Consider the following 25,041-nt stretch of genomic DNA (forward strand, 5'->3'; position numbering starts at 1 on the left):
TTTTCATGAGAGGCCGCCGACGTATAAGTACTCATGCGTATAGACGTCGGAAGCGTCAGTTGTGAATAAGAGAGAGGCTCGCCGACCACCCCCCGGGCGGCCGCGCGCGCGGCGAACTCCCGGGCGGCGGCGGCCAGCGGCGGCTCCGCGTCGCGGCCCGACGCCAGGGCCCGCTCGTACAGGACCCGGCCCAGCGCCGCCCACCCCCGGGCGGTGCGCAGCCCGGTGACGGCCCGCTCGGCCTCGTCGAGGAGGTCAGGGTCCCGTTGCTCGGCCCACAGCCGCAGCAGGACCCCGGCCAGTTCGGCCTCGGCCTCCTCCGGCGGGTCCTCGGGCCCGGGCGGGAGCGCCACCGCCCGCCGCAGGAGCGCGGCGGCGTCGTGCAGGTGGCGGGCGTCCGCGTCGGCGTCGCCGAGCAGGAGGCGTTCGCGGGCCGCCCGCACGGAGGCGGCGCGGCCGGCCGGCAGGGGCGCGGGCGCGGGCTCCGGTCCGTCCTCCGGGGGCCCCGGCAGGTAGCGGCGCACGACCTTCGCCGAGACCTGCGCGAAGGCCTGCGGCAGCGGCCCCGCAGGCACCGGCTCCTCCCGCTCCCCGGGCTCCCCGGCCGCCGGGATCCCGGTCAGCTGGGAGACGGCGAGCGCGGGGAAGTTGCGCACGCCCCGGCCGAAGTGCGCCAGGACGTACTCCGAGCAGTGTTTGAGCACCAGCGCGGCCTCGTCCCGCCCCAGCGGCCCCAGCAGCACGTCCTGCACCCCGGGTACGAACTCGTACCACGGTCCGGCCGAGCTGCCGCTGCGCCGCAGCAGCCCGCTGAGCAGCACCTCGGCCAGGTCGGACGGCTCCGAGTCGGGCAGCATCGTGCGCTGCACCAGCCGCATCACGGGCAGGGTCAGCGGCGCCGCCGACAGGTACACGGCGAGCTGTACGGCACCGGGCGCGGCGGAGGAGCGGAAGCGGCGCACCAGCTCACGCGGGGGCCGGGCGGTCCGGGGCAGCGGTACGGGGGCGGCCGGGTGGCGGGGCAGAACCCGGCCCACCTCGGCCGGGACGGGCCCCGAGCCGAGACCGGCGACGAGCCGGGCCCAGGCGCCGAGGGCGGTGGCGTTGGGGGGCAGGACGGGCACGGTGAGCCCACCGGTGGGCCTGCCGGGCCGGACCGGCCGGTCCGGGCGGAACCGCAGCCCGGGGCCGCCGCCGGTGCCGCTCGTGCCGGGCCCGCCGCCCGCGGCCCGTTCCAGCACCCCGCGCTCGGTCGGCAGCCAGCTGCGGCCCCACAGCCGTTGCGGCAGCGGCTGGACCACCACGCAGGGGGCGCACTCGGTCCAGCGGTGCAGCAGCCGCTGCGCCTCGCCCTCCCGCCAGACCGGCCCGGCGCAGTCGGAGACCACCATGGTCAGGGCCCGCCCGGTGGGGTCGCGCAGCTGGTCCCCGGAGCGGACCCCGGCGGCGGCCGACGGGCCGCGGCCGACGGCGGCGGAGCCGTCGGGAAGGCGGTGCAGGTAGTGGACCTGGACGTCGCGGAAGGCGCCCAGCCGTTCGCACACCGTCCGGAGTTCTTCGAACATGTCCTGCCACACGGCCATGGCGGGCGAGGCGTCCATGACCAGCCGTACGGTCGCCTCGCGCCGGCTCTCCGGCCGGAAGACGGGCAGGACCAGTCCGAGGGCGCGGGCGCTGGCCTCGGCGGTGGCGGGCTCGTCGAGGACGGTACGGGTGGGCGGGCCGGGCGGCCGGTGGCGCTGGAGGGCGCGCAGGGCCCGCTGGATCTCCAGGATCCGGGGCAGTGCGGCCGCGCCGGGCACCCGGACGGGGACCCCGGCCGCGACCGGGACCTCGGCGTCGGGCTCGGCGTCGGCCGCCAGCGCTCCGGCGGGGTAGAGCCGGACGGGGTCCTCGGCCCCGTCGTCCTCCCGCACCCGCTCGTGCGGCGGCTCCCCGGTGTCGCCCGGGGTGCTTCCGCCGGCGGGCCGCCGCGCGGGCGGGCCGGTCCTGGTGCGGGGCGGCGCGGCTTCGGGGCGGGCGGCGCCGTCGGGAGCGGCCGCGCGGGCCGCCTGCCGGGTGCGGGCGGCCAGCCAGAGGGCGTCGGCGAGCTCCTCGGGGGACGGGTCGAGCCCGGCGGCCCGGAGCAGCCCGGCCAGGGTGCGCAGCCCGGGGCCGGCGGGGTCCCGGCCCGCGCCGGGGGGACCTGCCTCGGGGGGACCCGCGCCGGGCGGTCCCGCGTCGTCGAACGGCGCGTGTTCTCGGGGCACCGGGCCTCACCTCGGGCGGTCGAGGCGCTGGATGAGCAGGTCCGCGAGGTCCTCGCGGCTGGGCGGGGAGGCGTAGTGGGTGAGGTAGATGGCGTTGAGCAGCTGGTCGGCGGCGACGAGTTCGGAGCGCGAGCGGCTGAGGAACTCCCGGATGAGGTCGGCCCCGAGCTGGGCGGCCTCCTCGCCGAGGTGGGCGCGGACCATGGTGGCCAGGCGTTTCTCGCCGGGCTGGCCCAGCTTGAGCTGGATGCAGCGGCGCAGCAGGGCGGCGGGGAAGTCCCGTTCGCCGTTGCTGGTGAGGATGATGAACGGGAAGGCCCGGCAGCGGATCCGGCCGTCGCGGACGGTGGCCTTGGTGCCGTCGTCGGTGAGGACCTCGACCTCGGGTTCGGAGTCGGCGACGCGTTCGAGCTCGGGCAGGGTGAACTCGCCCTCCTCCAGTACGTTCAGCAGGTCGTTGGGCAGGTCGATGTCGCTCTTGTCGAGTTCGTCGACGAGCAGGACGCGGGGCCGGGCGGTGGGCAGCAGGGCGGTGCCGAGCGGTCCGAGCCGGACGTACCTGCCGATGCCCGGGGCCGCGGCCGTCGCTCCCGTGCTCGCGGCGATCTGCACGTCCTGGAGCCGGGCGAGGGCGTCGTAGCGGTAGAGCCCTTCCTGGAGGACGGTCCGCGACACCACGGGCCAGCGCAGTACGCGGCCGAGTTTCAGCTCGTGGGCGACGGCGTGCGCGAGGGTGGACTTGCCGGTGCCGGGGTAGCCGGTGACCAGCAGCGGCCGGCGCAGGTAGAGCGCGGCGTTGATGGCCTCCAGTTCCTCGGGCTCGGGCCGGTGCAGTTCGGCGGCCTGCCGGTGGGCGCCGAGACGGCGCGCCACGTTCCCGTCGGCGGCCGCGGCGGCCGCGCCGGGTTCGGCGACGGGGCCTCCGTCGAAGTCCCGCCAGGGCGGCGGGTCGGGCAGGGCCTCGATCCCGTCGTGGGGTTCGCCGATCCCCCGGTAGATGAGCCATTCCTCGTTCACTGCCGCTCCCTCCCACACCACAGCCGTCCTCCCCCGGGTCGCCGCCTCACAGGTCCCCCTGGAGCGGCTCCTCCTCCGGCAGGGCCCGGGCCGGGTCCTCCCAGACGAGGGCCAGCCCGGCCGCCCAGTACGCGTCGGGGTCCGCCCCGTGGGCCCGGCGGCGCAGGGCCTGGAGGCGTTGCGGCAAGGCCGCGCCCCGCCCCGCCTCGGCGAGTTCCTCCCGCAGCCCCCGGTGGAAGGGCGCGCACGAAGCCCCCGGATCGGCCGGGGGGCGCCGGCACAGGGCCACCCCGTAGCCGGTGTCCCGTACGGAGTGCAGCGCGCCCAGGGCCGGTTCGGCGGCCGGGTCCCGGCAGAGCACGGGGACGGTGGTGTCGGGCAGCCCCTCCAGCCATTGCGGGGAGGGGCTGCGCGGCCGTCCGCGCGAGCAGTCGGCGCGCTGGTCCAGCAGGGGCCCCTCCTGCACCCGCGCCCACCGTGCGCCGGCGGCCGGGCCGCCACCGCCGCCGTCGGGGTGGCGCAGCACCACCGGCCGCTGCACCCCGACCGGGATCCCGCCGGAGACGGCCCACTCGTCCACGGCGAGCCCGAACAGCTCGGGGGCGACGGCCACTTCGAGCAGGGCGGCGGTCTCGTGCGTGTCGCAGCGGCGGAACCCCTCGGCGAGCGGTGCGCGCAGCACCTCGGGCAGGGCGGCGAGGGTGGCCCGTACCCCGGCGGCCACGGGGGTGACCCGGCCGGGGCGGGCGGGGCCGGCCAGGACCGACACCCGCCAGTCGTAGACGTCCTCCCAGCCGTGCGCCCACGCTTCCAGCAACACCGAGGGCCCGGTCGGCGGGCCCGCGGCCCACCGGGTGCGGCCGAGCGCCGCCTGTCCGGCGGCCAGGCGGCGGCGCCGGTCGCGCTCGGCCAGGCCCCGTTCGCGGCGTTCGGCGAGCTCGCGGCGCAGGGGCCGCCAGAGGCGTTCCGCGGTGGCCCGTACCCAGTCCCACAGCTCCTCGTCGGCGCCGGGCGCGGGCGGCTCGCGGTGGTCGGCGACGCTGACGCCGGTGGCGTAGCGGAGCATCGCGGCGGCCTCGCCGCCGGCGCCGGGCGGGTCGTGGAGCAGTCCGAGGCCGTCGCGCCAGGTGAGGGGGGCGGGGAGGGCGGTGTCGGGTTCCTCTCCCCTGGCCTGTTCGGCGAGCTCCCGGACGGCTTCGGAGGAGCCGGGCGGCGGGAGTTCGGCGAGCAGCCCGCACAGGGTGGTCCGCTCGCCGGGGGTGAGCCGGCCGCGCCCGCCGTAGGGGTCCGTCTCCCCGAGGAGCAGTGCGTCGTGGACGTCGGTCCAGGTGCGGCGGCTGTCGAGGTCGCTGAGGTGGCGGTCGTAGTGGTAGAGGTCGTGGGCCTGCATGACGCGGCGGTAGAGGCCGGTCTGTCCGCTCGCCGCCATGGGCAGGGTCCGCAGCTGCGACACGTTCACGGCGAGTCCGCCGCCGCCGGAGTGCCGCCGGGCCTTGACCACCCCGACGACCTCGCCGCGGGCCAGGTCGACGACGGGCCCGCCGGACATCCCGGCCTCGATCTCGTCGTCGTCGCCGAGGCGGATGGCGGCGCCGCCGCCGGCGGTGCCGCGCAGCCGGGTGGTGCGGCCGGTGATCTCGCGGATGCCGAGTTCCTCGGTGCAGCCGAAGTAGGCGGCCTCGTCGAGCCGGGGCCCGGCCCGGTCGGTGAGCCACACGCAGGCGTGGGTGACGGGGGACAGGACGCGGACCAGCGCGAGGTCGGGGAGGTCCCACAGGGCCCGCCGTCCGGGCCGGCGCTCTTCCAGCCGTTCGGGCAGGACGCATTCCACCCGTCCGGAGACGGTCCCGGTGGTGGTGGTGTCCCCTCCGGGGAAGAAGCTGATGCCGACCTCACGTCCCGCCAGACGCACCCCGGCACCCCCTTCACCGACGACGTGCGCACACGTGAGGACCCAGCCGGGGGCGATGAAGAAGCCGCTGCCCCAGGTGGGTCCGGTCCCAGCGCTGTCATACCCGCCGGGGGCGGCGTGGACGCGTACCGTGGCGGCCCGGACCAGGGGCTCCAGGAGCTCGTAGGCGCGCGCGGTCGCGGCCGTGCGCCCGTCCGGCATCCCGAGACCCCCCTCTCCCGTACGCCCCAGCGGCTCCGTCCACGCTAGCGCCGGGGGCGGGGAGGCGGGAGGTGTCACCGGGGACCCGGATTATCCTGGCGGGAAACACCCCTTCACACCACCGACCCCCTACATGGCACGGAGTCCGACTTGTACTTCACCGATCGCGGCATCGAGGAGCTGGAGAAGCGGCGCGGCGAGGAGGAGGTCACCTTCGAGTGGCTCGCCGAGCAGCTGCGCACCTTCGTGGACCTCAACCCCGACTTCGAGGTCCCGGTGGAACGCCTGGCCACGTGGCTGGCCCGGCTGGACGACGACGAGGACGAGGACGAGTAGGCCGCCCGGCGGCCGCGCTGACCGGCGCCTGCGCCGCGGGGCGCGTACGACCGAGGGGCCCGACCGCGTACGACCGAGGGGCCCGACCGCGTGCGGTCGGGCCCCTCGGTGGTTCTGCCGGGGGAAGGCCTGGATCAGGCGGCCTTCGTCTCCCAGAAGATGCGGTCGATCTCGGCGATGAGCTCCAGGGCCTTGGCGCCGGTCGCCGGGTCGTTCGACGCCTTGGCGGCCGAGAGGGCCTTCAGGGTGTCGTTGACCAGGGTGTGCAGCTGCGGGTACTTCTCGAAGTGCGGGGGCTTGAAGTAGTCGCTCCACAGCACCGACACGTGGTGCTTCGCGAGCTCGGCGCGCTGCTCCTTGATGGTGATGGCGCGCGCGCGGAAGTCCGCGTCCTCGTTGGCCTGGTACTTCTCCTGGACGGCCTTGACGGACTCGGCCTCGATGCGGGCCTGGGCCGGGTCGTACACGCCGCAGGGCAGGTCGCAGTGGGCGGAGACCTTCACCTTGGGGGCGAAGAAGCGGGAAAGCATGGAGTGGGTCCTCCTCGTGATCGTCTTCTCAAGGGTGGAGATTACTCGCTGAGAAGACGGAAATCGCGGGCGCCCCCATGGGCTTAGGACAAAAGTCCAGCCTCCGCCGAGGCCGGGTGAGCGAACCTACGGGGCCGTGCGGCAGCATGCGGGCAGGGACGAGGAGGCCGGGGATGGCGGAGAGCGGGCGGGCGCGGGTGCGCATCGGGATCACTGAGGTGTCGGGGCCGTCGATGGTGCCGACGCTGCTGCACGGGGACCGGATGGTGGTCCGGTACGGGGCGCTGGTCCGGCCGGGTGACGTGGTGGTGTTCCGCCATCCGCTCCAGCAGGACCTGCTGGTGGTCAAGCGTGCGGCCGAGCGCCGGCCGGGCGGCTGGTGGATGCTCGGGGACAACCCGTTCAACGAGACCGGGGACAGCACCGACTACGGCGCCGTCCCCGACGAGCTGGTCCTGGCGACGGCGGTGCTGCGGCTGCGGCCCCGTCGGCCGGATCAGAGTTCGCTGAGGGCCCGGCTGTCCTGGGCGGTGTCGGCGGTGCGGCCGCTGCGCGCGGACTCCTCGGCCTCCAGGCGCTTGCGGGCGCGGTAGGCGGCGACGTTGGCGCGGGTGGCGCAGCGGTCGGAGCAGTAGCGGCGGGAGCGGTTGGTGGAGGTGTCGAGGTAGGCGTTGCGGCAGGGCGGGGCCTGGCAGAGGCCGAGCCGGTCGGGGCCGTGCTCGGTGAGGTGGAAGGCCAGCCCGAAGGAGGCGATCGCGGCGTAGCCGGCGGAGGCGTTGGACGGGTGGTCGGCGAGGTGGATGTGCCAATCGGGGCGGCCGTCGGGGCCGACGAGGTCGTGGCCGGAGACCTGGGGGCTGACGGGGAACTCCATGAGCAGGGAGTTCAGCAGGTCGACGGCGAGGACGTGGTCGCCGCCGTCGGCGGCCTCGAAGACGGCGCGCAGCCTGCCCCGTACGTTGCGGAAGCGGGTGACGTCGGTGTCGGTGACCCGGCGTGCCATCTGGGTGCTGGTGCCGAAGAGGGCACGGACGTCGTCCGCCGAGGTCAGGGCGTCCTTGTTGCGGGCCGGCTCCTCGGTGTTGACCAGGCGCACGGCATAGTCCGAGTAATGGGCCAGTTCCACTTGTAGTCCTTACGGCTGCGGGTTAGGGTCGGTCACGGCCGCCAGTAACGGCTGCCCTCGGTTCGAGGGTATTACGTATGGAGGGGTTCGGGATGACGGATACGGTGACTGGCTCGTTCGGTACGGACTGGCAGGCCTGGCAGGACAGCTGGGACCGCCAGCAGGAGTGGTACATGCCCGACCGCGAGGAGCGGTTCCGGGTGATGCTGGACATGGTCGAGGCGCTGACCGGCCGCGCGCCCCGGGTCCTGGACCTCGCGTGCGGTACGGGAAGTATCACGGACCGTCTCCTCAAACGGTTCCCGGAAGCGGTCAGCACGGGGCTGGACCTCGACCCCGCCCTGCTGACGATCGCCCGCGGCCACTTCGCCGGGGACGGCCGGGCCGACTTCGTCACCGCCGACCTCAAGGACCCCGACTGGCGCGCCGCGCTCCCGTACGACTCCTACGACGCCGTCCTGACCGCGACCGCCCTGCACTGGCTGCACAGCGAGGAGCTCGCGGTCCTCTACGGGCAGATCGCGCCGCTGGTCCGCCCGGGCGGGGTCTTCATGAACGCCGACCACATGCCCGACCCCTCCACCCCGCTCGTCAACGCCGCCGACCGCGCCCAGCGGCACGCGGCGATGGACCGGGCGAAGGCCGACGGGGTCCTGGACTGGCGCGACTGGTGGGCCCTGGCCGCGGCCGACCCGGTCCTGGCCGAGCCGACCCGGGCCCGCTTCGCGATCTACGGGGAGCACGCCGACGGGGACACCCCCGACGAGGCCTGGCACGTCCGCACGCTGCGCGCCGCGGGGTTCGCGGAGGCCCGTACGGTCTGGCGCTCCCCCTCGGACGCGCTGGTCCTGGGCCTGAAGGCGTAACTTCCGGGCCGGTCCGCCGGCGGCAGCGCGGAGGGGCGGTACGGACACCCGTACCGCCCCTCCGTCACGCGTCCGCGGCTACAGGACCTTGGACAGGAACGCCTTCGTGCGGTCGTGCTGCGGGTTGCCGAGCACGTCGCGCGGGTGGCCGGACTCGACCACGACGCCGCCGTCCATGAAGACGAGGTTGTCGCCGACCTCGCGGGCGAAGCCCATCTCGTGGGTCACCACGATCATGGTCATGCCCGACTCGGCCAGGTCGCGCATGACGTCGAGGACGTCGCCGACCAGCTCCGGGTCGAGGGCCGAGGTGGGCTCGTCGAAGAGCATCAGCTTCGGCTCCATGGCCAGCGCGCGGGCGATCGCCACGCGCTGCTGCTGGCCGCCGGAGAGCTGGGTCGGGTAGTTCCCGCCCTTGTCGCCGAGGCCGACGCGGTCCAGGAGCTTGACGGCGCGCTCGCGGGCCACCGCCTTGGACTCGCCCTTGACCATGACCGGGGCTTCCATGACGTTCTCGATGGCCGTCATGTGCGGGAAGAGGTTGAAGCGCTGGAAGACCATGCCGATGTCCCGGCGCTGGGCCGCGACCTCGCTGTCCTTCAGCTCGTAGAGCTTGTCGCCCTTCTGCTTGTAGCCCACCAACTGGCCGTCGACCGAGAGCCGGCCGGCGTTGATGCGCTCCAGGTGGTTGATGCAGCGCAGGAAGGTGGACTTGCCGGAGCCGGACGGGCCGACCAGGCAGAACACCTCGCGGGGGGCGACCTCCAGGTCGATGCCCCGCAGGATGTGGGCGGCGCCGTACGACTTGTGGACGCCTTCGGCCTTGACCATCGGCTGAGCGGTCTTGGCGGTCATCGCGAGACCTCCGTACGGCGGAACATGTTCAGGTTGGCCTTCAGCCGCTCGAACGGCGTGGGCGGCAGGGTGCGCTGCGCGCCGCGGGCGTAGCGGCGCTCCAGGTAGTACTGGCCGACGCTGAAGACGCTGGTCAGGGCCAGGTACCAGATGGAGGCGACGAAGAACATCTCCATGACCGCGCCGGCGGTGCTGCCGATGTTGGAGCTGGCCCGCAGGAGTTCGGTGTACTGGACCGCCGAGACCAGGGAGGAGGTCTTCAGCATGTTGATGAACTCGTTGCCGGTCGGCGGGATGATCACGCGCATGGCCTGCGGGAGCACGACGCGGCGCATGGTCTGCGTCTGGGTCATGCCCAGCGCGTGCGAGGCCTCGGTCTGGCCCTCGTCGACGGACTGGATGCCCGCTCGGACGATCTCCGCCATGTAGGCGCCCTCGTTCAGGCCCAGGCCCAGGAGGGCGACCATGAACGGGGTCATGACGTCGACGGTCTCGTTCTTGTAGATCGGACCGAGGTTGATGTACTCGAAGATCAGCGGGAGGCTGAACCAGACCAGCAGCTGCACGTAGACCGGGGTGCCGCGGAAGAACCAGATGTAGAGCCAGGACACGAAGCTGGTGACCGGGTTCTTCGACAGGCGCATCACCGCGAAGAGGATGCCGAGGACGAGGCCCAGCGCCATCGAGGTGATGCTGATGATGACGGTGTTGCCGAGGCCCGCGAGGACCGAGGGGTCGAACAGCTTGTCGCCGACCGTCGCCCAGATGATCTTGCCCTGGGAGAAGGCGTAGACGAGCCACCCCAGGAGTACGGCGACGACCACGGCGCTGATCCAGCGGCCGTAGTGCCGTACGGGGATTGCCTTGATGGCCTCGTAGGGAGTGGTGCCCGAGGCGCCGGGCCCGGCCGGCGGAGTGGCGTCTGCCGGACCCTTGTCGATCTTGTCAGTCACAATGACTGCCCTTCAGTGGAGCGCTTCGGTGTTACTTGCCGGCGTTGATCGTGGCGGACTGCACGGCGCCGTCCTTCACGTTCCACTTCTCCAGGACCTTGGCGTAGGAGCCGTCCTTGATGATGGCGTCGACGGCTTCCTTGAGGGCGTCGCGGAGCTGGGTGTTGTCCTTGGAGACCGCGATGCCGAAGAGGCCGACGTCGGACTGCTGGCCGCCGACCTCGAAGTCGTTGCCGCCGCCCGAGGTCTTCGCGATGTACGAGGTGACCGGGAAGTCGTTCAGGTCGGCGACGGCGCCGCCGGCCTTGACGCGGGTCTGGGCCTCGGCGTCGGTGTCGAAGGCCTCGATGGTGAGCTTCTTGTCACCGCACTTCTCGGCCTGGGCCTTGAAGGTGTCCTCGTAGATGGTGCCGCGCTGGACGGCGACCGTCTTGCCGCAGAGGTCGTCGAGGGACTTGATGTTGTCCGGGTTGCCCTTCTTGACGAGGAGCGAGACGCCGGAGGACATGTAGTCGACGAAGTCGACGCCCTTGCCGATCTTCTGGCCCTTGTCGTCGAGGCCTTCCTGGCGCTTCTTGTTGTCGGTGATCGAGGAGATCGCAACGTCCTGGCGGCCGGTCTCCAGGGAGGTGATCAGACCGTCGAAGGTGCCGGAGGTGAACTGGAGCTTCACGCCGAGCTGCTTGCCGAGCGCCTCCGCGATGTCCGGGTCGACGCCGACGATCTTGCCGTTGTCGACGTACTCCATCGGGGCGTAGGCGGTGTCCGAACCGACCTTGATGACACCCGCGTCCTGGATCTTCTTCGGGAGCTTGGAGAACAGCGGGGCGCTGCTGTCACCCGCACCCGTACCCGAGGAGGACTTGTTCGTCTGGTCGCCACAGCCGGTGAGGATCAGGGCGCCGGCGACCGCGATCGCGCCGACCGCGGCGATCCGGGACCGGGCGGCGGTCGTACGACGGGTGGTGCTTGCGGTCATGAGCTGGTTCCTCCGACAGGGGTGGAAAAGCATCCGAGAACGGGTCGCGCACGCACCATCGAGTGCCGCGACCTTGTGTGATTACGGCATCTTGCCATTCGGACTGGCGCATTCAGGGTGCCCGTGAGGTCAAAATCAGATAACGGGCGCCCCCGACTACCCAACATCACTGCGGGCAAGGCCCCTCGGAGCCGCACAAACCGCCGTGACCTGGCATTTTGGCCTCACTATTTGCGGCGCGTCTCGCCTGGTGGACACCAACCTTTGGACTTTTAGCCAAAACCGGGACAAGGACCCTACGATCAGTCCGGAATCGACTCGTCTGGGCGCGTGCTCTTCGGGTAGAACAGATCCTTACACCCCTCATCCGGGGCTCAGGGCGCGCGTGCGGCGCGCCCGCGCGTACGAACCTCCCCTCCGCGGAGACGGGCCAACCGTCGAAGCGGAGTACGAACGCGGTGCCCGCCCACCCCTTAACCAGGAGTGGCCACCCTCAATGATCAAAGGACTTAAGGGGTCACACGAAGTGGCAGCCGAGATCGTCAACCCTCGCAGCGACAGTGCGACGGACAACAACCCCGATGCGGTCTTCGCACTGCACCGGGGCGGCAAGATGGCCATCCAGGCCACCGTGCCCGTCAAGGACAAGGATGACCTGTCCCTGGCCTACACCCCCGGCGTGGCGAAGGTGTGCACCGCCATCGCCGAGCAGCCGGAACTCGTGAACGAGTACACCTGGAAGTCGAACGTGGTCGCCGTCGTCACCGACGGCACGGCCGTGCTCGGGCTCGGTGACATCGGTCCCGAGGCCTCCCTCCCCGTCATGGAGGGCAAGGCGATCCTGTTCAAGCAGTTCGGCGGCGTGGACGCGGTGCCGATCGCGCTCGCGACCAAGGACACGGACGAGATCGTCGAGACGGTCATCCGTCTGGCGCCGTCCTTCGGCGGCGTGAACCTGGAGGACATCTCCGCTCCCCGCTGCTTTGAGATCGAGCGGCGCCTCCAGGAGGCGCTGGACATCCCGATCTTCCACGACGACCAGCACGGCACGGCCATCGTGACGCTGGCCGCCCTGCGCAACGCTGCCAAGCTCACCGGCCGCACCCTCGGCGACCTGCGCGCCGTGATCGCGGGCGCGGGCGCGGCGGGCATCGCCATCGCCAAGATCCTCGTGGACGCGGGCATCGGCGACGTCTGCGTCACCGACCGCAAGGGCGTCGTCTCGGCGGACCGCACCGACCTGACGGACGTCAAGGCGGAGATCGCGGGCCTGACCAACACGTCGGGCCTCAACGGCACGCTGGAGGAGGCCCTCGCGGGCGCGGACGTCTTCATCGGCGTCTCCGGCGGCACGGTCGGCGAGGAGGCCGTGGCCACGATGGCGCAGAACTCCTTCGTCTTCGCCATGGCCAACCCGAACCCGGAGGTCCACCCCGACGTCGCGCACAAGTACGCGGCGGTCGTGGCCACGGGCCGTTCGGACTTCCCGAACCAGATCAACAACGTGCTGGCCTTCCCGGGCATCTTCGCGGGCGCCCTGAAGGTGCGCGCGACCCGGATCACCGAGGGCATGAAGATCGCCGCCGCCGACGCCATCGCCGGTGTCGTGGGTGACGAGCTCGCCGCGGACTACGTGATCCCCTCGCCGTTCGACGAGCGCGTCGCCGAGGCCGTCACGGCCGCGGTCGCCGCGGCGGCGAAGGCCGACGGGGTGGCCCGCCTCGTCTGAGCGGCGGGCGGGGCCCCGCGGGGCTGAACGGGTGAGGCCCGGCCGGAGTGATCCGGTCGGGCCTCTTCGTGCACGGAGGGCCGCCGCGCAGGGGAACGCACCCTCCCCGCCCCCGAACGGGGAGGGGACGTCCCGGGTCCTTCGCCGCGGCCGGCCGTGGGCCTCCTCACCGGCTCGACCAGGCACGACCAGGTACGACCGGGCGCGCGGAAAGAGCGCGCGAAGGGCGCCCCGGGAACGCAGAAGGAGTGTGCGGAGCCCGTGAAACGCTCATGACGAGCCACCGCATGGCCTGAATCCTACCTTCCTCCAGAGGGTTCACGATCTATTCCGGTTAGGCCTATCAAGAGCTCAAAACTCTTGGTACGGACGGTAGTTGAGAGACCTCACTCCGCTTCCACTCCGACCCATCTCCACCCCCTCACCCCTGGCCATGGGCCCTACCGACCGGTAGCCTCTGGCGCCATGTTCGCTGCCTATGCCGCCCGAATCGACCGAGACCAGCCGCTGAGCGGCCTTGAGCTGGGCGAACGCCCGGCCCCCGAGGCACGCCCCGGCTGGGTGACCGTCAACGTCAAAGCCGCCTCGCTCAACCACCACGACCTGTGGTCCCTGCGCGGGGTGGGCCTCGACGCGGACAAACTGCCCATGATCCTCGGCTGCGACGCCGCCGGCACCGACCAGGACGGCAACGAGGTCGTCCTGCACTCCGTCATCGGCCAGAGCGGCCACGGCGTCGGCCCGGACGAGCCGCGCTCCATCCTGACCGAGCGCTACCAGGGCACCTTCGCCGAACAGGTCACCGTCCCCGCCTGGAACGTGCTGCGCAAGCCCGCGGGCCTCTCCTTCGCGGAGGCCGCCTGCATGCCGACCGCCTGGCTGACGGCGTACCGGATGCTCTTCACCAACGCCGGGGTCCGCCCCGGTGACTCCGTCCTCGTCCAGGGGGCGGGCGGCGGCGTCGCCACCGCCGCGATCGTCCTGGGCAAGGCGGCGGGCCTGCGGGTCTTCGCCACCAGCCGGGACGAGGCCAAGCGCAAGCGCGCGGTGGAACTGGGTGCGGTGGAGGCGTTCCCGCCGGGCGCCCGGCTCCCGCAGCGGGTGGACGCGGTGATCGAGACGGTCGGCGCGGCCACCTGGTCCCACTCGGTCAAGTCCCTGCGCCCCGGCGGCACCCTGGTCATCTCGGGCGCCACCAGCGGCGACCGGCCGGCCCACGCCGAGCTGACCCGGATCTTCTTCCTGGAGCTCAAGGTGGTCGGGTCGACGATGGGCTCCAAGGACGAGCTGGAGGACCTGCTGTCGTTCTGCGCGACCACCGGCGTCCGCCCGGTCATCGAGGACGTGCTCCCGCTGGACCGGGCCCGCGAGGGCTTCGAACGCCTCGCGTCCGGCGACCTGTTCGGCAAGATCGTCCTTACGGTCTGAGCCCGCCGCGTCAATCAGGGTTGACAGCCCTCCCTTGTCAACCTAGATTGACGTGCATGACCGAAGCCACCGATCTCGCCGAACGGGCCGGAGACCGGGACCCCCGCGTGGGCCTGCGTGCCGTGGCCGCCCTCCGCAGGCTGCTGGAGCAGCTGGAGGCCGTCCAGGTACGCAGCGCCCGCGCCCAGGGCTGGTCCTGGCAGGAGATCGCGGCCGAACTCGGCGTCAGCCGGCAGGCCGTGCACAAGAAGCATGGGAGGCTCTGATGTTCGAACGCTTCACGTCGGACGCCCGCGCGGCGGTGACCGGAGCCGTCGCCCGGGCCGCATCCGCCGGCGCCGGCACGGTGACCGAGGAACACCTGCTGCTGTCCCTGCTGGACGGGGGCGCGCTCGACGCCCTGGGCGTCGATGCCGCCGCCCTCGCCGCCGACCTGGAGGCCGCCCGCCGACGGGGCGGGATGTCCCGGGCGGACGAGGAGGCCTTGGCCGGCCTGGGCATCGACCTCTCGGAGATCGTCTCCCGCGTCGAGGAGACCCACGGCGAGGGCGCCCTCACCGCCCCGGCACCCCGCAGGCGGGGCCTGGGCGCCTCCCTCCGCGAGGCCCTGGGCCGCCCCGAACCGGAGCGGCGCCACGTCCCCTTCACCCAGGGCGCCAGGAAGACCCTGGAACAGGCGCTGCGCATCGCCCTGGGCCGCAAGGACCGCCACATCGGCACCCCGCACCTGCTCCTGGCCCTGATCACCCGCCCGGGCACGGTCGCGGAGTCCCTCGCGGACCACGGCGTCACCTACGCCCGAGTGGAAACCACCCTCGCGGCCTGACCCCCGCACCAGGGGCCGGGCCGGTCAGGCGCCGGGGCGCAGACCCGCCTCGATGCGGGCCGCCGCGGCCGCCAGGTGGGCACGGGCCTCGGACAGCTGTGCCGGGGTGACCCCGTGGTCGCGGGCCGCGTCGCGGACCTCGTCGCGGAAGCGGTCCAGCAGCCGGTCCAGGTCGCGGGCCGGGTCGGAGGTGGGCTCCAGGTCCTCGGCCCAGGCCGAACCCGACGGTCCCGGGGCGGTGGGCGTCTCGGGCGCCGTGGGGGCGCCGTTGCCCAGCCACGCCCCGGCGAGGCTGCCGAGCACCCCGCCCGTCCGGCTGAACTGCTCCTGGAGCTGCGCGGCGATCCGCTGGACCTCCTCGCGGGCCCGCTCCTGCGCCTCCTTGGCCTGACGGCGGGCCTGCTGGGCCTCCTCGCGGGCCCGGCGGCTCTCGTCCTTGGCCCGGCGGGCCTGCTCCTTCCACTCCTGCCTGGCCTTGCGGAGCTCCTCCTTGGCGGCCTTCCAGGACTCGTCCTCGACCCGCGTCGCCGAGGCGTTGGCGGCGGCCAGCATCTCGCGCCGCAGGTCGCCGGCGGCGCCCCGGACGTCGTCACGGATCTCGGCGGCCAGCTCGGAGACCGAGTCGCGGATCTCCAGCTCCAGGTCGGCCAGCTCCCCGCCCCGGTCGGCCAGCTCGGCGCGGCCCGCCTCGGTGATCGAGTACACCTTGCGCCCGCCCTCGGTGGCGTACGTGACGAGGCCCTCGGCCTCCAGCTTCGCCAGCCGCGGGTACACCGTGCCCGCGGAGGGCGCGTACAGCCCCTGGAAGCGCTCCTCCAGCAGGCGGATCACCTCGTACCCGTGGCGGGGCGCCTCGTCCAGCAGCTTGAGGAGGTACAGGCGGAGGCGGCCGTGGGCGAAGACGGGCGGCATGTCAGAGCACCTTCTTGTCGAGCTGGAGGGGGGCGGCGGCCTCGGCGTCGGCCTGCGGGCGGCGCAGTACGGCGATGGACCCGGAGACGGTGGTGGCCCGCAGGGTTCCGGAGCCCCTGCCGAGCGTGCCGGTGATCCGCTTGGCGCCCAGCTGCCCGGTGACGCGCAGGTCCTCGAAGCCGTTGGAGACGCTGCCGGTGGCGGTATTGGCCTCGACCTTCGCGTCGGCGGGGTGCGGGAGGCGGATCGCCACCTGTCCGGAAACGGAGTTGAGGAGGATGTCCACCGGCTTCGGCGCGGCCCCGTCGAGGGCCAGGTCGATGAGCATGTCCCCGCTGACGGAGTCGGCCCGTACGCTGCCGCCCGCGCCGTCGACGACGGTCAGGCCGCCGGAGACCGAGTGGAAGCCGAGTTCACCGGTGACGGACTGCACCTCGACGCTGCCGGAGACGGTGTGCGCCTTGACCCGCCCGGAGAGCCCCACCAGGGTGGCGTCACCCGAGACCCCGTTGACCTCGGTGGCACCCGAGATGCCGGAGACGAACGCGGTCGCGCTGACGGTGGCGAGCTGCACGGCGGTGGCGGCGGGCACGGTCAGCGTGACGGTCACACTGCGCTCCCAGGCCTTGCGGCCGTCCGGGGAGGAGCCGGACCAGGCCTTCCAGGGCTTGCCCTCGAACCACTTCTTGAACCCCTGGGAACCGTTCCAGGGAAGGTCCTCGTAGGACACCGTGAGGGTGCCGCCCTCCTGGACCACGTGCAGCGGGGGCCCGTCGACCTCGGTGACCTCCAGCCGTGCGGGCCCGTCCTCGGCGGCGACGACGTTGACGGTCCCGCCGACCACGCGGACACGGAGCTCCGTGACGGGCTGCTCGAAGGCGAGCCGCTGGGGGGCGGGGACGGACCAGGTCATCTGCTCAGGCATGGTGCTGCTCCTCCTCGTGGACTGACGGTGACGCAACATATCGCGTCTCCTGCTGAACACGATATATCGCGGCACGGCGAAGTCAAGCACGACACCGCCCCACCGGGGGGCGCGCGGAAGCGGACGGCCCCACGTCGGGGCCGGGCACACGGAGGGGCGAAGCAGGTGGCGGACCCGGCCGCCACACAGGGGGCAACAGGCCCTGGGGCCTGTCGTCGACCTCCCGTCTGCCCCGCGACGCCTGGCACGCGCGGCCGCCCTCCGGGCGACGACGGGAGCTTGACGACAGGCCCTAGGCCACCAGCAGGGAGCTCCCCTGTCGCGAGAGCCACGCGCGGTACGGCGGGGCGCCCAGGGCCGCCTCGCGATAGGCGGCGCGGAGGTCCTCGTAGGCCTCCGCGTGTTCGCCCGGGCGGGTGGCCAGCAGCAGGCGCACCGCCAGGGGGTCGCCGAGCAGCGGGCGGATCGCCATGTCGTCCCTGGGGCCCGACGTCGGCTGGCACGGGGCCACCGCCTCGCCGGAGACGATCAGGGACGTCGCCGTGTGGTAATCGGCGTGCAGGACCTGCGGGGTGAGTCCGGCCCGGGCGAACACCCGTCGCAGGCCGTCCCATTCACCGTCGACCGAGGGGTCCACCGTCCAGCGGTCCCCGGCCAGGTCCTGTAACTCCACCACCGGCGAGCTCGCGGCGGGGTGGTCCAGGGACATGGACACGAACTGCGGCTCGCGCTCCATCAGCACCCGCAGCTCCAGCCCGTCCGGCACCCGGAGGGGGCTCCCCTCCACCTCGTGCACGAACGCCACGTCCAGCTGCCCGGCGGCGGTCATCCGCAGCAGGGCGTTCGCCGAGACGTCCACCACCAGGGTGGTCTCCGTCTCCGGCGCGCGCCGGTGCAGCCGGCGCAACCAGCCCGGCAGGGCCCGGCTCGCGGTCGAGCCGATCCTCAGCCGGGGCCCGTGCGCGGCGGCCCGCGCCTCGGCGACCAGGGCGGCCATCTCGGCGAGGAGCGGCCGCGCCCGGCCGAGTACCGTGCGCCCGAAGGGAGTCGGCCGGCAGCCGGTCCGCTCCCGGAGGAACAGCTCCCCCTCCAGGGCGCGTTCGATCCGGCGCAGCTGCGTGGTGAGGGAGGGCTGGCTCACGCCGAGCTGCCGGGCGGCCTTGTGCAGGCTTCCGGCGTCGGCGATGGCGCACAGTGCGCGCAGGTGCCTCACCTCAAGCTCCATGACCCGAGGGTAGGCGGGGCCCGGGGCGGCGCACCAGCCGCCGATAGCCCCCCGAATCCCGCCATTCTGACGCTAGTTGACCAAGGTAAATCTCTCCGAAACCCCCCGATAGGGCGGTGTTATCGGGCTCTGACATCATCCGCAGGCCCCTACGGCTCCCGCAGACTCCGGTACCGGATGACCCATCCACCCCCCACTGCACCTGATGAGTAGGAGCCCCCCACATGCGCCACTCCCGCAGGACCATGCTGTCCGTCGCCTCCGTCGGCCTCGGCGTCGCCGCCGCCCTCGGCGGCGTCGTCCCCACCGCGACGGCCGCGACCCCGGCGGGCGGCAGCCCCGCGAGCTACGCCGCCTACGAGCGCTCGGCGGAGAACCAGGCGGCGAACAAGGCGTTCTTCGAGGCCGTGCAGCGCGCGGTCGCCGAGCAGCGTGCCGCGAACCCGAGCGCCACGGCCACCGTCACGGTCACCTACAACACCCGCAACGCGCCCAGCTTCCGTACGCAGATAGCCAACTCGACCCGCATCTGGAACGGCTCGGTCTCCAACGTGAAGCTGCAGGAGGTGTCCTCGGGCGGGAACTTCTCCTACTACGAGGGCAACGACTCGCGCGGCTCGTACGCGAGCACCGACGGGCACGGCCGGGGCTACATCTTCCTCGACTACGCGCAGAACCAGCAGTACAACTCCACCCGCGTGACGGCCCACGAGACCGGTCACGTGCTGGGCCTGCCGGACCACTACTCGGGTCCGTGCAGCGAGCTGATGTCGGGCGGCGGGCCGGGCACCTCGTGCACCAACGCCTACCCGAACAGCACCGAGCGCTCGCGCGTCAACCAGCTGTGGGCCAACGGCCTGGTCGCCTCGGGCCTCGACAGCAAGGGCTGAGCCCCGCCGGCGACCGCGGGCGGCCGCGGGGGGGTCATCCCCCCGCGGGCCGGTACTGCGGGCATTCCGGGTTCCGGCAGGGGCCCGGGCCCCACTCCGGTACGAAGATCCCGAGGGACTTGCGGCGCCGGACCACCGTGTCCACGGGGTTCCCGCAGGCCGGGCACGTCCGCTGGGCGTGCCCGGCTTGCGGGGCGACCGTCGCGTGTGCGCGTTGCTGCTGTTCACCGGCCATACCTCCACGGTAGGCCGGTTCCGCGCATCCGCGCGGTCAGCGCTTGACGCCGTACGAGGTGACGACCTGCCCGCCGCCGAAGGCGGTGCAGCCGGTCAGCTCCAGCTCGCGCACCCCGAAGCCCGTGCGGGACATCGGCATGCCGGTGCCGACCACGACCGGGTAGGTCTTGACGACGTACTCGTCGATCTCGTCCGCCAGCTGCGCCGCGAGGTCGGCGCCGCCGCAGAGCCAGATGCCGAGCCCGTCGCGCGCCTTGAGCTCGCGGACATGGGCGGCGATGTCCCCGCTGATCAGGCGCACATCGGGGGCGGGTGCCGCGGTGAGGGAGCGGGAGACGACGTACTGCTCCCGGAAGTGGCCGTAGGGGCTGGTCATACCCGCCTTGAGGCCCGGTTCGTAGGTGCGCCGGCCCATGATCACCGCGTCGAAGCGCCTGGGCGCCGCGTCGGTGAGGCCGAGGTGGGCGCGGCCGGCGGAGGCGATCGTCTCGGGGTACTCGGCGATCAGGTGCCCGAGGAACTCCTGGTCGGCGTAGGCGTACATGAAATCGGCATCTCCGTCCGGGGCCCCGATGAAGCCGTCGACGGTGGTGGCGATGAAGTACGTGAGCTTGCGCAAGCGGGGTCTCTTCCGTTCGGGAGCGCCGCGGTCATCCGGGGCACGGCAAACAAAGTACTCCACCTGAAGTGGTCACACAAGATCCCCGTCACCCCGCGGCTTGCGCCACATGGGCCACATCGGCGGCCCCTCCGGCAGCCGGACCGCCTCGCCGGTGAACTCCCAGCCCAGCCGCTCGTAGAGCCGCGCGCTCCGCTCGCTGCTCGCCTCCAGGTACGCCGGGACCCCCTCCCGGTCGCAGCGTTCCAGGACCGGCCGGATCAGCTCCGTGCCGAGTCCCTCGCCCTGCCGGCCCGGCGCGACGGCGATCATCAGCAGGTACTCGTGCTCCTCGGCGGTGGGGTGCACAGCCCCCGTCAGCCGCCCGACCAGCTCGCACCGCTCGTTGCCGGGGTCGGCCGCCGCGCGCATCCTCGCCGGGACCTCGTCCCCCCCCTCCGGTTCGCCGGCCGGGATCCGCAGCCACAGCGCGGCCGCCGAGCCGTCCGCGGCGTAGTCGATCCGGCCCTCGGCCAGCGCGACGTCCACGAACACCCCGAGGAACCTGCCGTGGACCGCGGCGCGGTGGGCGGGATCGGGGAAGACCCAGGAGCTGACCGGGTCGCTGCGGAAGGCCTCGTCCAGCAGGCGCGCGACGGCGTCCCGGTCCGACTGATCCGCTTGGCGTATCTCCAGCACCACAGGTCACACCCTTCACTCACGCGTCAACTACCGTGAGTGATCCTAGAGTTGGCGACCGCATGCGAAAAGGCCGGTTCCGGCACCCCGCGGCACCGGAACCGGCCTCCCCCCGTCCGCCCCCTACCGGGTGCGGCGCGTCACGAACTCCGCGAGCGCCAGCAGCCCGCCCGCCGCGGCCACGTCCGGCACCGCGCGGGACAGCTCCTGCACCGCGCGGCCCATCCGGTCTCCGGCGTGGGCCTGCGCCCAGTCGCGGCCGCCGGCCCGCTCCACGGCCCGGGCGGCCCGCCGTACGTCGTCGTCCCCGGTCATGGGACCGGCGTACAGGGCGGCGAGTTCCTCCCCGGCCTCGGTTCCGGAGCTGAGGGCCGCCACGACCGGGAGGGACTTCTTGCGGGCCAGCAGGTCGGCCCCGGCGGGCTTGCCGGTGTGCCCGGGGTCTCCCCAGATGCCGATCAGGTCGTCGATCAGCTGGAAGGCCAGGCCCGCCTCCCGCCCGAAGCCGTCCATCGCCTCGACCTCCTCCGGACCGGCCCCCGCGTACAGGGCGCCGACCGCGCAGGCGCAGCCGAGGAGGGCGCCGGTCTTGGCCGTGGCCATGGCCAGGCACTCCTCCAGCGAGACGGACGCGCGCCGCTCGAACGCGCAGTCCGCCTGCTGTCCGGCGCACAGCTCGACGATGCACGCCGCGAGGCGGGCGGAGGCCGGCGCCGAGGCCGGGTGCGGGTCCTCGGCGAGCAGGCGAAGGGCGAGGGCCATCATGGCGTCGCCCGCGAGGAGGGCGTCGGGGATCCCGAAGACCGTCCACGCCGTGGGGCGTCCGCGGCGGCGGACGTCGTTGTCGATGACGTCGTCGTGCAGCAGCGTGAAGTTGTGCGCCAGTTCCACGGCTGCCGCCGCGCGCACCGCAGCCCGCTCGTCGCCCCGCGGGCCGCCGAGGGCCCGCACGGAGGCGAGGACGAGGGCCGGGCGGATGGCCTTCCCGGCGCTGACGGAGGCCGGGCCGCCGGCCTCGTCCGCCCAGCCGAAGTGGTACATCGCCACCCGCCGCGTGAGGGCGGGCAGGCTTTCGACGGCCCGGCGGAGCTCCGGGTCGACCGTCTCCCTCGTGCTGTCCAGGAGGGCGGCCGCCTCCTGCCCCTCGCCCGGGGCGATGACGTTCGCGGTCATCAGCGCCAGCGGCCGATCTCGACGTTCTCCAGTACGCCGAGCGCGTCGGGGACGAGCACGGCGGCGGAGAAGTAGGCGGTGACCAGGTAGGAGATGATCGCCTGCTCGCTGATGCCCATGAAGCGCACGGACAGGCTCGGCTCGATCTCGTCGGGGATGCCGGGCTGGTGGAGCCCGATCACGCCCTGGTCCTCCTCGCCGGTGCGCATGCAGAGGATGGACGTCGTACGGGCGTCGCTGACGGGGATCTTGTCGGACGGGAAGATGGGCACGCCCCGCCAGGCCGGCACCCGCGTCCCGGCGACGTCGACCGTCTCGGGGTAGAGGCCGCGCTTGTTGCACTCGCGGCCGAAGGCGGCGATGGCCTTGGGGTGGGCGAGGAAGAGGCGGGAGTCGCGGCGCATGCTGAGCAGGGCGTCGAAGTCGTCGGGGGTGGGCGCGCCGTCGTGGGGCTGGATGCGCTGGTCGTAGTCGGCGTTGTGGAGCAGGCCGAAGTCGGGGTTGTTGAGCATCTCGTGCTCCTGGCGCTCCCGCAGCGCCTCGACCGTGAGCCGCAGCTGCTGCTCGGTCTGGTTCATCGGGTGGTTGTAGAGGTCGGCGACGCGGGTGTGGACGCGCAGGACCGTTTGTGCAATGGAGAGCTCGTACTCGCGGGGGCGGGCCTCGTAGTCGACGAAGGTCCCGGGGAGGACGGCCTCGCCGTGGTGGCCGGCCGAGAGGTCGATGGCGGCCTCGCCGTACGGGTTGGCGTGCCGCTCGGGCCGTGCGCGCACACCGTCCAGGTGCGCGCGCAGCGAGGGGACGCGGTCGGCGAGGAGCTGGAAGTCCCGGCGGGTCAGGACGAGCGCGGTGCCGGGGGTGGCGGCGCGGGCCGTGTACTCCCAGATGGCCTCGTCGTCGGTGAGGGCGTCCTCGCCGAAGTAGGCGCCGTCGGCGACGGTGCGCAGGACGGCGTCCTCCCCGTAGGGACCCGGCCCGATCTGGTCGATGCGGCCGTGGGCGAGGAGGAAGACCTGGTCGGAGGGGCTGCCGAAGGAGGTGAGCTCCTGGCCGGCCTCGAAGTCGAGCTGGCGGCAGCGCGCGGCGAGTTCGGTGAGGGCTTCCTCGTCGGCGTAGTCGCGCAGCAGGGGCAGTTCGCCGAGTTCGGCGGGGATGACCTGGACCTGGCTGCCCGTCTTGACGAACTCGACGATGCCGTTGCCGACGGAGTAGCTGAGGCGGCGGTTGAGGCGGTAGGTGCCGCCCTGGACGGAGACCCACGGGAGCATCTTCAGCAGCCACCGCGAGGTGATCTCCTGCATCTGCGGGGCGGACTTGGTCGTACTGGCCAAGTTCCGCGCGGCCGCGGTGCCGAGACTGCGCTGCGGTGTCTGGGCTTCGGATTCGGAGCCCGCCTGGACCGACATGTCTTCGCCTTTCGATCACTCCATGGTGTGCGGTAGAGAAGCCTTTCAGCACGCCATGCGGTCGGACCATTACACAAAAGGGTGGGACTACTCTCCGCCCCGCTGGGCAACTACCGGGGTTGGCGGTTCACCGGCCCGGCCGCCTCGTAATTTGCATCTTCGATGCCAGTTTTTCTACGCTGCCGCCATGCGGCTCACCCGATTCACCGACCTGGCGCTGCGCGTGCTGATGCGCCTGGCGGTCGAGGACGCGGAACTCCCCACCACCCGCGAGGTGGCGGCCACGATGGAGGTTCCGTACACCCACACCGCCAAGGTGGTCGCCCGGCTCCAGCACCTGGGCCTGGTCGAGGCGCGGCGCGGCCGCGGCGGCGGGCTGACGCTCACCGCGGCCGGACGCGCCGCCTCGGTGGGCGGCGTGGTGCGGGAACTGGAGGGCGAGGGCGACGTCGTGGACTGCGACGGCGCCACCCCCTGCCCGCTGCGCGGCGCCTGCGTCCTGCGCGGCGCGCTGCGACGGGCCCAGGAGGCCTTCTTCGCCGCACTGGACCCGCTCACGGTGGACCAGTTGGTGGCGCCCCCCACGGGCCCCCTCCTGCTCGGCCTCTCGGGGACCGCCCGCGGGCCGGCCGGTCCGCCGGCCGACTAGGCGGCGCCCCCCACCACCACCGGCCTCCGCGCCCGCGGAGGACTCCGCCGCACTTTTAAATACGAACCCCACATGCAAATTAACCCGCGAGGAGCCCCCATGCTGTCCGAGAAGTCGGCCGCGACCGTACGCGCCACCCTGCCCGCCGTCGGGGCGGCCATCGGCGACATCACGGAGCTGTTCTACGAGAAGCTGTTCGCGGCCCACCCGGCACTCCTGCGCGACCTCTTCAACCGCGGCAACCAGAACGCCGGTCTCCAGAAGCAGGCCCTCGCCGGCTCGATCGCGGCCTTCGCCGCCCACCTGCTGGAGCAGCCGGGCACCCGCCCGGACGTCATGCTCGGCCGCATCGCCCACAAGCACGCCTCCCTCGGCGTCACCCGCGATCAGTACGCCGTCGTCCACCGCCACCTCTTCGAGGCCATCGCCGAGATCCTCGGCGAAGCCGTCACCCCCGAGGTCGCCGAGGCCTGGGACGAGGTCTACTGGCTGATGGCCAACGCCCTCATCACCATCGAGGAGCGCCTCTACGCCGAACACCGGATCCTGGCCGGCGACGTCTGGCGCGAGTGGACCGTGGCCGCACGGATCGAGGAGACCGCGGACTGCACCACCTTCCACCTCGTCCCCGCCGACGGCGCCCCGGTCCCCGCCTTCAAGCCCGGCCAGTACGTCTCCGTCCGGACGGAACTCCCCGACGGGGCCCGCCAGATCCGCCAGTACAGCCTCATCCACTCCCCCGGCTCCCCCGTCCGCGCCATCACCGTCAAGCGGGTCCACGGCACCGGCGGCCCCGACGGCGAGGTCTCCGCCCACCTCCACGCGCACGTCCGCACCGGCGACACCCTGCACGTCTCGGCCCCGTACGGCGACCTGGTCCTGCGGGACTCCGCCGCACCGGTCCTGCTCGCCTCCGCCGGCATCGGCTGCACCCCGATGCTCTCGATGCTGGAGCACCTGGCCGAAACCGGGCACCGGGCGCCCGTCACCGTCGTGCACGCCGACCGCTCCCCGGCCGACCACGCCCTGCGCGCCGACCACCGCGCCCTGACGCTCAAGCTCCCCGACGCCTCCGCCCGCTTCTGGTACGAGTCCGGCGCCGAGGCGGGCGACGAGACCGGCCTCGTCGACCTCACCGGCACCTCCGTCGCCCCCGGGACGCAGGCCTACCTCTGCGGCCCGCTCCCGTTCATGCGGGAGGTGCGCGCGCAGCTGATCGCCAAGGGGGTGCCGGCGGCCGACATCCACTACGAGGTCTTCGGCCCCGACCTGTGGCTCGCCACGGCGTGACGAGTGGCCGAAATACGCCCTAGTCGCGGA

25 protein-coding genes are annotated in these 25,041 nt (G+C 73.0%); 10 read left to right on the plus strand and 15 right to left on the minus strand.

All coding sequences use genetic code 11. The features are described from left to right. From WDV06_RS06935 to WDV06_RS06945, 3 genes are all read right to left on the minus strand, one after another. Positions 1-2,249: SAV_2336 N-terminal domain-related protein (locus tag WDV06_RS06935; RefSeq protein WP_395508760.1), on the minus strand; the 2,249-nt coding region annotated here is incomplete at its 3' end. 6 nt (positions 2,250-2,255) lie between these two features. Then, positions 2,256-3,266 carry an AAA family ATPase gene (locus tag WDV06_RS06940; RefSeq protein WP_395508761.1) on the minus strand — a complete coding sequence of 337 codons (1,011 nt, stop codon included), beginning with the start codon at positions 3,264-3,266 and terminating at the stop codon, positions 2,256-2,258. 46 nt (positions 3,267-3,312) lie between these two features. Then, positions 3,313-5,379: a VMAP-C domain-containing protein gene (locus tag WDV06_RS06945; protein ID WP_395508762.1), complete on the minus strand. Its 2,067-nt coding sequence runs from the start codon at positions 5,377-5,379 to the stop codon at positions 3,313-3,315. A gap of 150 nt (positions 5,380-5,529) precedes the next feature. On the opposite strand from WDV06_RS06945, the gene WDV06_RS06950 reads away from it, so the two are divergent. Further along, positions 5,530-5,715, plus strand: coding sequence for a DUF6104 family protein (locus tag WDV06_RS06950; protein WP_018102711.1), 186 nt, complete (start codon positions 5,530-5,532; stop codon positions 5,713-5,715). A 134-nt stretch (positions 5,716-5,849) separates the two neighbouring features. Here the strand turns inward: WDV06_RS06950 and sodN are convergent, their stop codons facing one another. After that, on the minus strand, positions 5,850-6,245 hold the full coding sequence (gene sodN / locus WDV06_RS06955; RefSeq protein ID WP_007266490.1) for a superoxide dismutase, Ni: 396 nt from the start codon (positions 6,243-6,245) through the stop codon (positions 5,850-5,852). A gap of 173 nt (positions 6,246-6,418) precedes the next feature. Here sodN and sodX point away from each other — a divergent pair, with 173 nt between their 5' ends. Further along, the gene (gene sodX / locus WDV06_RS06960) at positions 6,419-6,838 is read left to right on the plus strand and encodes a nickel-type superoxide dismutase maturation protease (protein WP_395508763.1); all 420 of its coding nucleotides are present in this window, start codon (positions 6,419-6,421) and stop codon (positions 6,836-6,838) included. Here the strand turns inward: sodX and WDV06_RS06965 are convergent. Next, positions 6,742-7,371 carry a CGNR zinc finger domain-containing protein gene (locus tag WDV06_RS06965; protein WP_395508764.1) on the minus strand — a complete coding sequence of 210 codons (630 nt, stop codon included), beginning with the start codon at positions 7,369-7,371 and terminating at the stop codon, positions 6,742-6,744. The genes sodX and WDV06_RS06965 overlap by 97 nt on opposite strands. A 92-nt stretch (positions 7,372-7,463) precedes the next feature. On the opposite strand from WDV06_RS06965, the gene WDV06_RS06970 reads away from it, so the two are divergent. Further along, positions 7,464-8,237, plus strand: coding sequence for a class I SAM-dependent methyltransferase (locus tag WDV06_RS06970; RefSeq protein WP_395508765.1), 774 nt, complete (start codon positions 7,464-7,466; stop codon positions 8,235-8,237). Between the two features lie 78 nt (positions 8,238-8,315). Here WDV06_RS06970 and WDV06_RS06975 read toward each other — a convergent pair whose 3' ends face one another. From WDV06_RS06975 to WDV06_RS06985, 3 genes are read right to left on the minus strand one after another with little or no spacing between them, the layout of a single operon-like run. Next, on the minus strand, positions 8,316-9,068 hold the full coding sequence (locus WDV06_RS06975; protein ID WP_045946348.1) for an amino acid ABC transporter ATP-binding protein: 753 nt from the start codon (positions 9,066-9,068) through the stop codon (positions 8,316-8,318). A gap of 20 nt (positions 9,069-9,088) precedes the next feature. Further along, entirely contained in the window at positions 9,089-10,045 is a 957-nt protein-coding gene (locus tag WDV06_RS06980; RefSeq protein ID WP_045946340.1) for an amino acid ABC transporter permease, read from the minus strand. 31 nt (positions 10,046-10,076) lie between these two features. After that, positions 10,077-11,024 carry an ABC transporter substrate-binding protein gene (locus WDV06_RS06985; RefSeq protein WP_045946339.1) on the minus strand — a complete coding sequence of 316 codons (948 nt, stop codon included), beginning with the start codon at positions 11,022-11,024 and terminating at the stop codon, positions 10,077-10,079. Positions 11,025-11,550: 526 nt separating this feature from the next. Here WDV06_RS06985 and WDV06_RS06990 point away from each other — a divergent pair. The 4 genes from WDV06_RS06990 to WDV06_RS07005 all read left to right on the plus strand — a co-directional run bounded on the left by WDV06_RS06990 (position 11,551) and on the right by WDV06_RS07005 (position 15,007). Further along, positions 11,551-12,753, plus strand: coding sequence for an NAD(P)-dependent malic enzyme (locus WDV06_RS06990; RefSeq protein ID WP_395508766.1), 1,203 nt, complete (start codon positions 11,551-11,553; stop codon positions 12,751-12,753). Between the two features lie 465 nt (positions 12,754-13,218). Then, the gene (locus WDV06_RS06995) at positions 13,219-14,181 is read left to right on the plus strand and encodes a zinc-binding dehydrogenase (RefSeq protein WP_395508767.1); all 963 of its coding nucleotides are present in this window, start codon (positions 13,219-13,221) and stop codon (positions 14,179-14,181) included. 56 nt (positions 14,182-14,237) lie between these two features. Beyond that, a complete protein-coding gene (locus tag WDV06_RS07000) occupies positions 14,238-14,447 on the plus strand; it encodes a helix-turn-helix domain-containing protein (RefSeq protein WP_042818984.1) in 210 nt (69 codons plus the stop codon). After that, a complete protein-coding gene (locus WDV06_RS07005) occupies positions 14,447-15,007 on the plus strand; it encodes a Clp protease N-terminal domain-containing protein (protein ID WP_395508768.1) in 561 nt (186 codons plus the stop codon). Before WDV06_RS07000 ends, WDV06_RS07005 begins: the two co-directional genes overlap by 1 nt. Positions 15,008-15,031: 24 nt before the next feature. On the opposite strand, the gene WDV06_RS07010 is transcribed toward WDV06_RS07005, so the two are convergent. The 3 genes from WDV06_RS07010 to WDV06_RS07020 all read right to left on the minus strand — a co-directional run bounded on the left by WDV06_RS07010 (position 15,032) and on the right by WDV06_RS07020 (position 18,069). Then, positions 15,032-15,919, minus strand: a complete 888-nt coding sequence (locus WDV06_RS07010; protein WP_395508769.1) for a PadR family transcriptional regulator — start codon at positions 15,917-15,919, stop codon at positions 15,032-15,034. A 1-nt stretch (position 15,920) separates the two neighbouring features. Continuing rightward, positions 15,921-16,844 (minus strand): DUF4097 family beta strand repeat-containing protein, encoded by a 924-nt coding sequence (locus tag WDV06_RS07015; RefSeq protein WP_395508770.1) that lies wholly within the window; start codon positions 16,842-16,844, stop codon positions 15,921-15,923. A 292-nt stretch (positions 16,845-17,136) separates the two neighbouring features. Beyond that, positions 17,137-18,069, minus strand: a complete 933-nt coding sequence (locus WDV06_RS07020; protein WP_395508771.1) for a LysR family transcriptional regulator — start codon at positions 18,067-18,069, stop codon at positions 17,137-17,139. Positions 18,070-18,293: 224 nt separating this feature from the next. On the opposite strand from WDV06_RS07020, the gene snpA reads away from it, so the two are divergent. Continuing rightward, entirely contained in the window at positions 18,294-18,959 is a 666-nt protein-coding gene (snpA, locus tag WDV06_RS07025) for a snapalysin (protein WP_395508772.1), read from the plus strand. Between the two features lie 271 nt (positions 18,960-19,230). On the opposite strand, the gene WDV06_RS07030 is transcribed toward snpA, so the two are convergent. The 4 genes from WDV06_RS07030 to WDV06_RS07045 form a co-directional block, all read right to left on the minus strand. After that, positions 19,231-19,815 carry a dihydrofolate reductase family protein gene (locus tag WDV06_RS07030; RefSeq protein ID WP_395508773.1) on the minus strand — a complete coding sequence of 195 codons (585 nt, stop codon included), beginning with the start codon at positions 19,813-19,815 and terminating at the stop codon, positions 19,231-19,233. 72 nt (positions 19,816-19,887) lie between these two features. Further along, a complete protein-coding gene (locus WDV06_RS07035; protein WP_395508774.1) occupies positions 19,888-20,496 on the minus strand; it encodes a GNAT family N-acetyltransferase in 609 nt (202 codons plus the stop codon). 120 nt (positions 20,497-20,616) lie between these two features. After that, complete coding sequence (locus WDV06_RS07040) at positions 20,617-21,666, minus strand: family 2 encapsulin nanocompartment cargo protein polyprenyl transferase (RefSeq protein ID WP_395508775.1); 1,050 nt, start codon at positions 21,664-21,666, stop codon at positions 20,617-20,619. Then, a complete protein-coding gene (locus WDV06_RS07045) occupies positions 21,666-23,072 on the minus strand; it encodes a family 2B encapsulin nanocompartment shell protein (protein ID WP_395508776.1) in 1,407 nt (468 codons plus the stop codon). The genes WDV06_RS07040 and WDV06_RS07045 overlap by 1 nt, the downstream gene beginning before the upstream one ends. Before the next feature lie 187 nt (positions 23,073-23,259). Here WDV06_RS07045 and WDV06_RS07050 point away from each other — a divergent pair, with 187 nt between their 5' ends. Together WDV06_RS07050 and WDV06_RS07055 are read left to right on the plus strand one after the other, a co-directional pair. Beyond that, positions 23,260-23,721 (plus strand): RrF2 family transcriptional regulator, encoded by a 462-nt coding sequence (locus tag WDV06_RS07050; protein ID WP_395508777.1) that lies wholly within the window; start codon positions 23,260-23,262, stop codon positions 23,719-23,721. Between the two features lie 99 nt (positions 23,722-23,820). Beyond that, entirely contained in the window at positions 23,821-25,011 is a 1,191-nt protein-coding gene (locus WDV06_RS07055) for a globin domain-containing protein (protein WP_395508778.1), read from the plus strand. Positions 25,012-25,041 lie beyond the last annotated feature (30 nt).

It is taken from the genome of Streptomyces racemochromogenes (assembly GCF_044129415.1).
GTDB lineage: Bacteria > Actinomycetota > Actinomycetes > Streptomycetales > Streptomycetaceae > Streptomyces > Streptomyces racemochromogenes_A.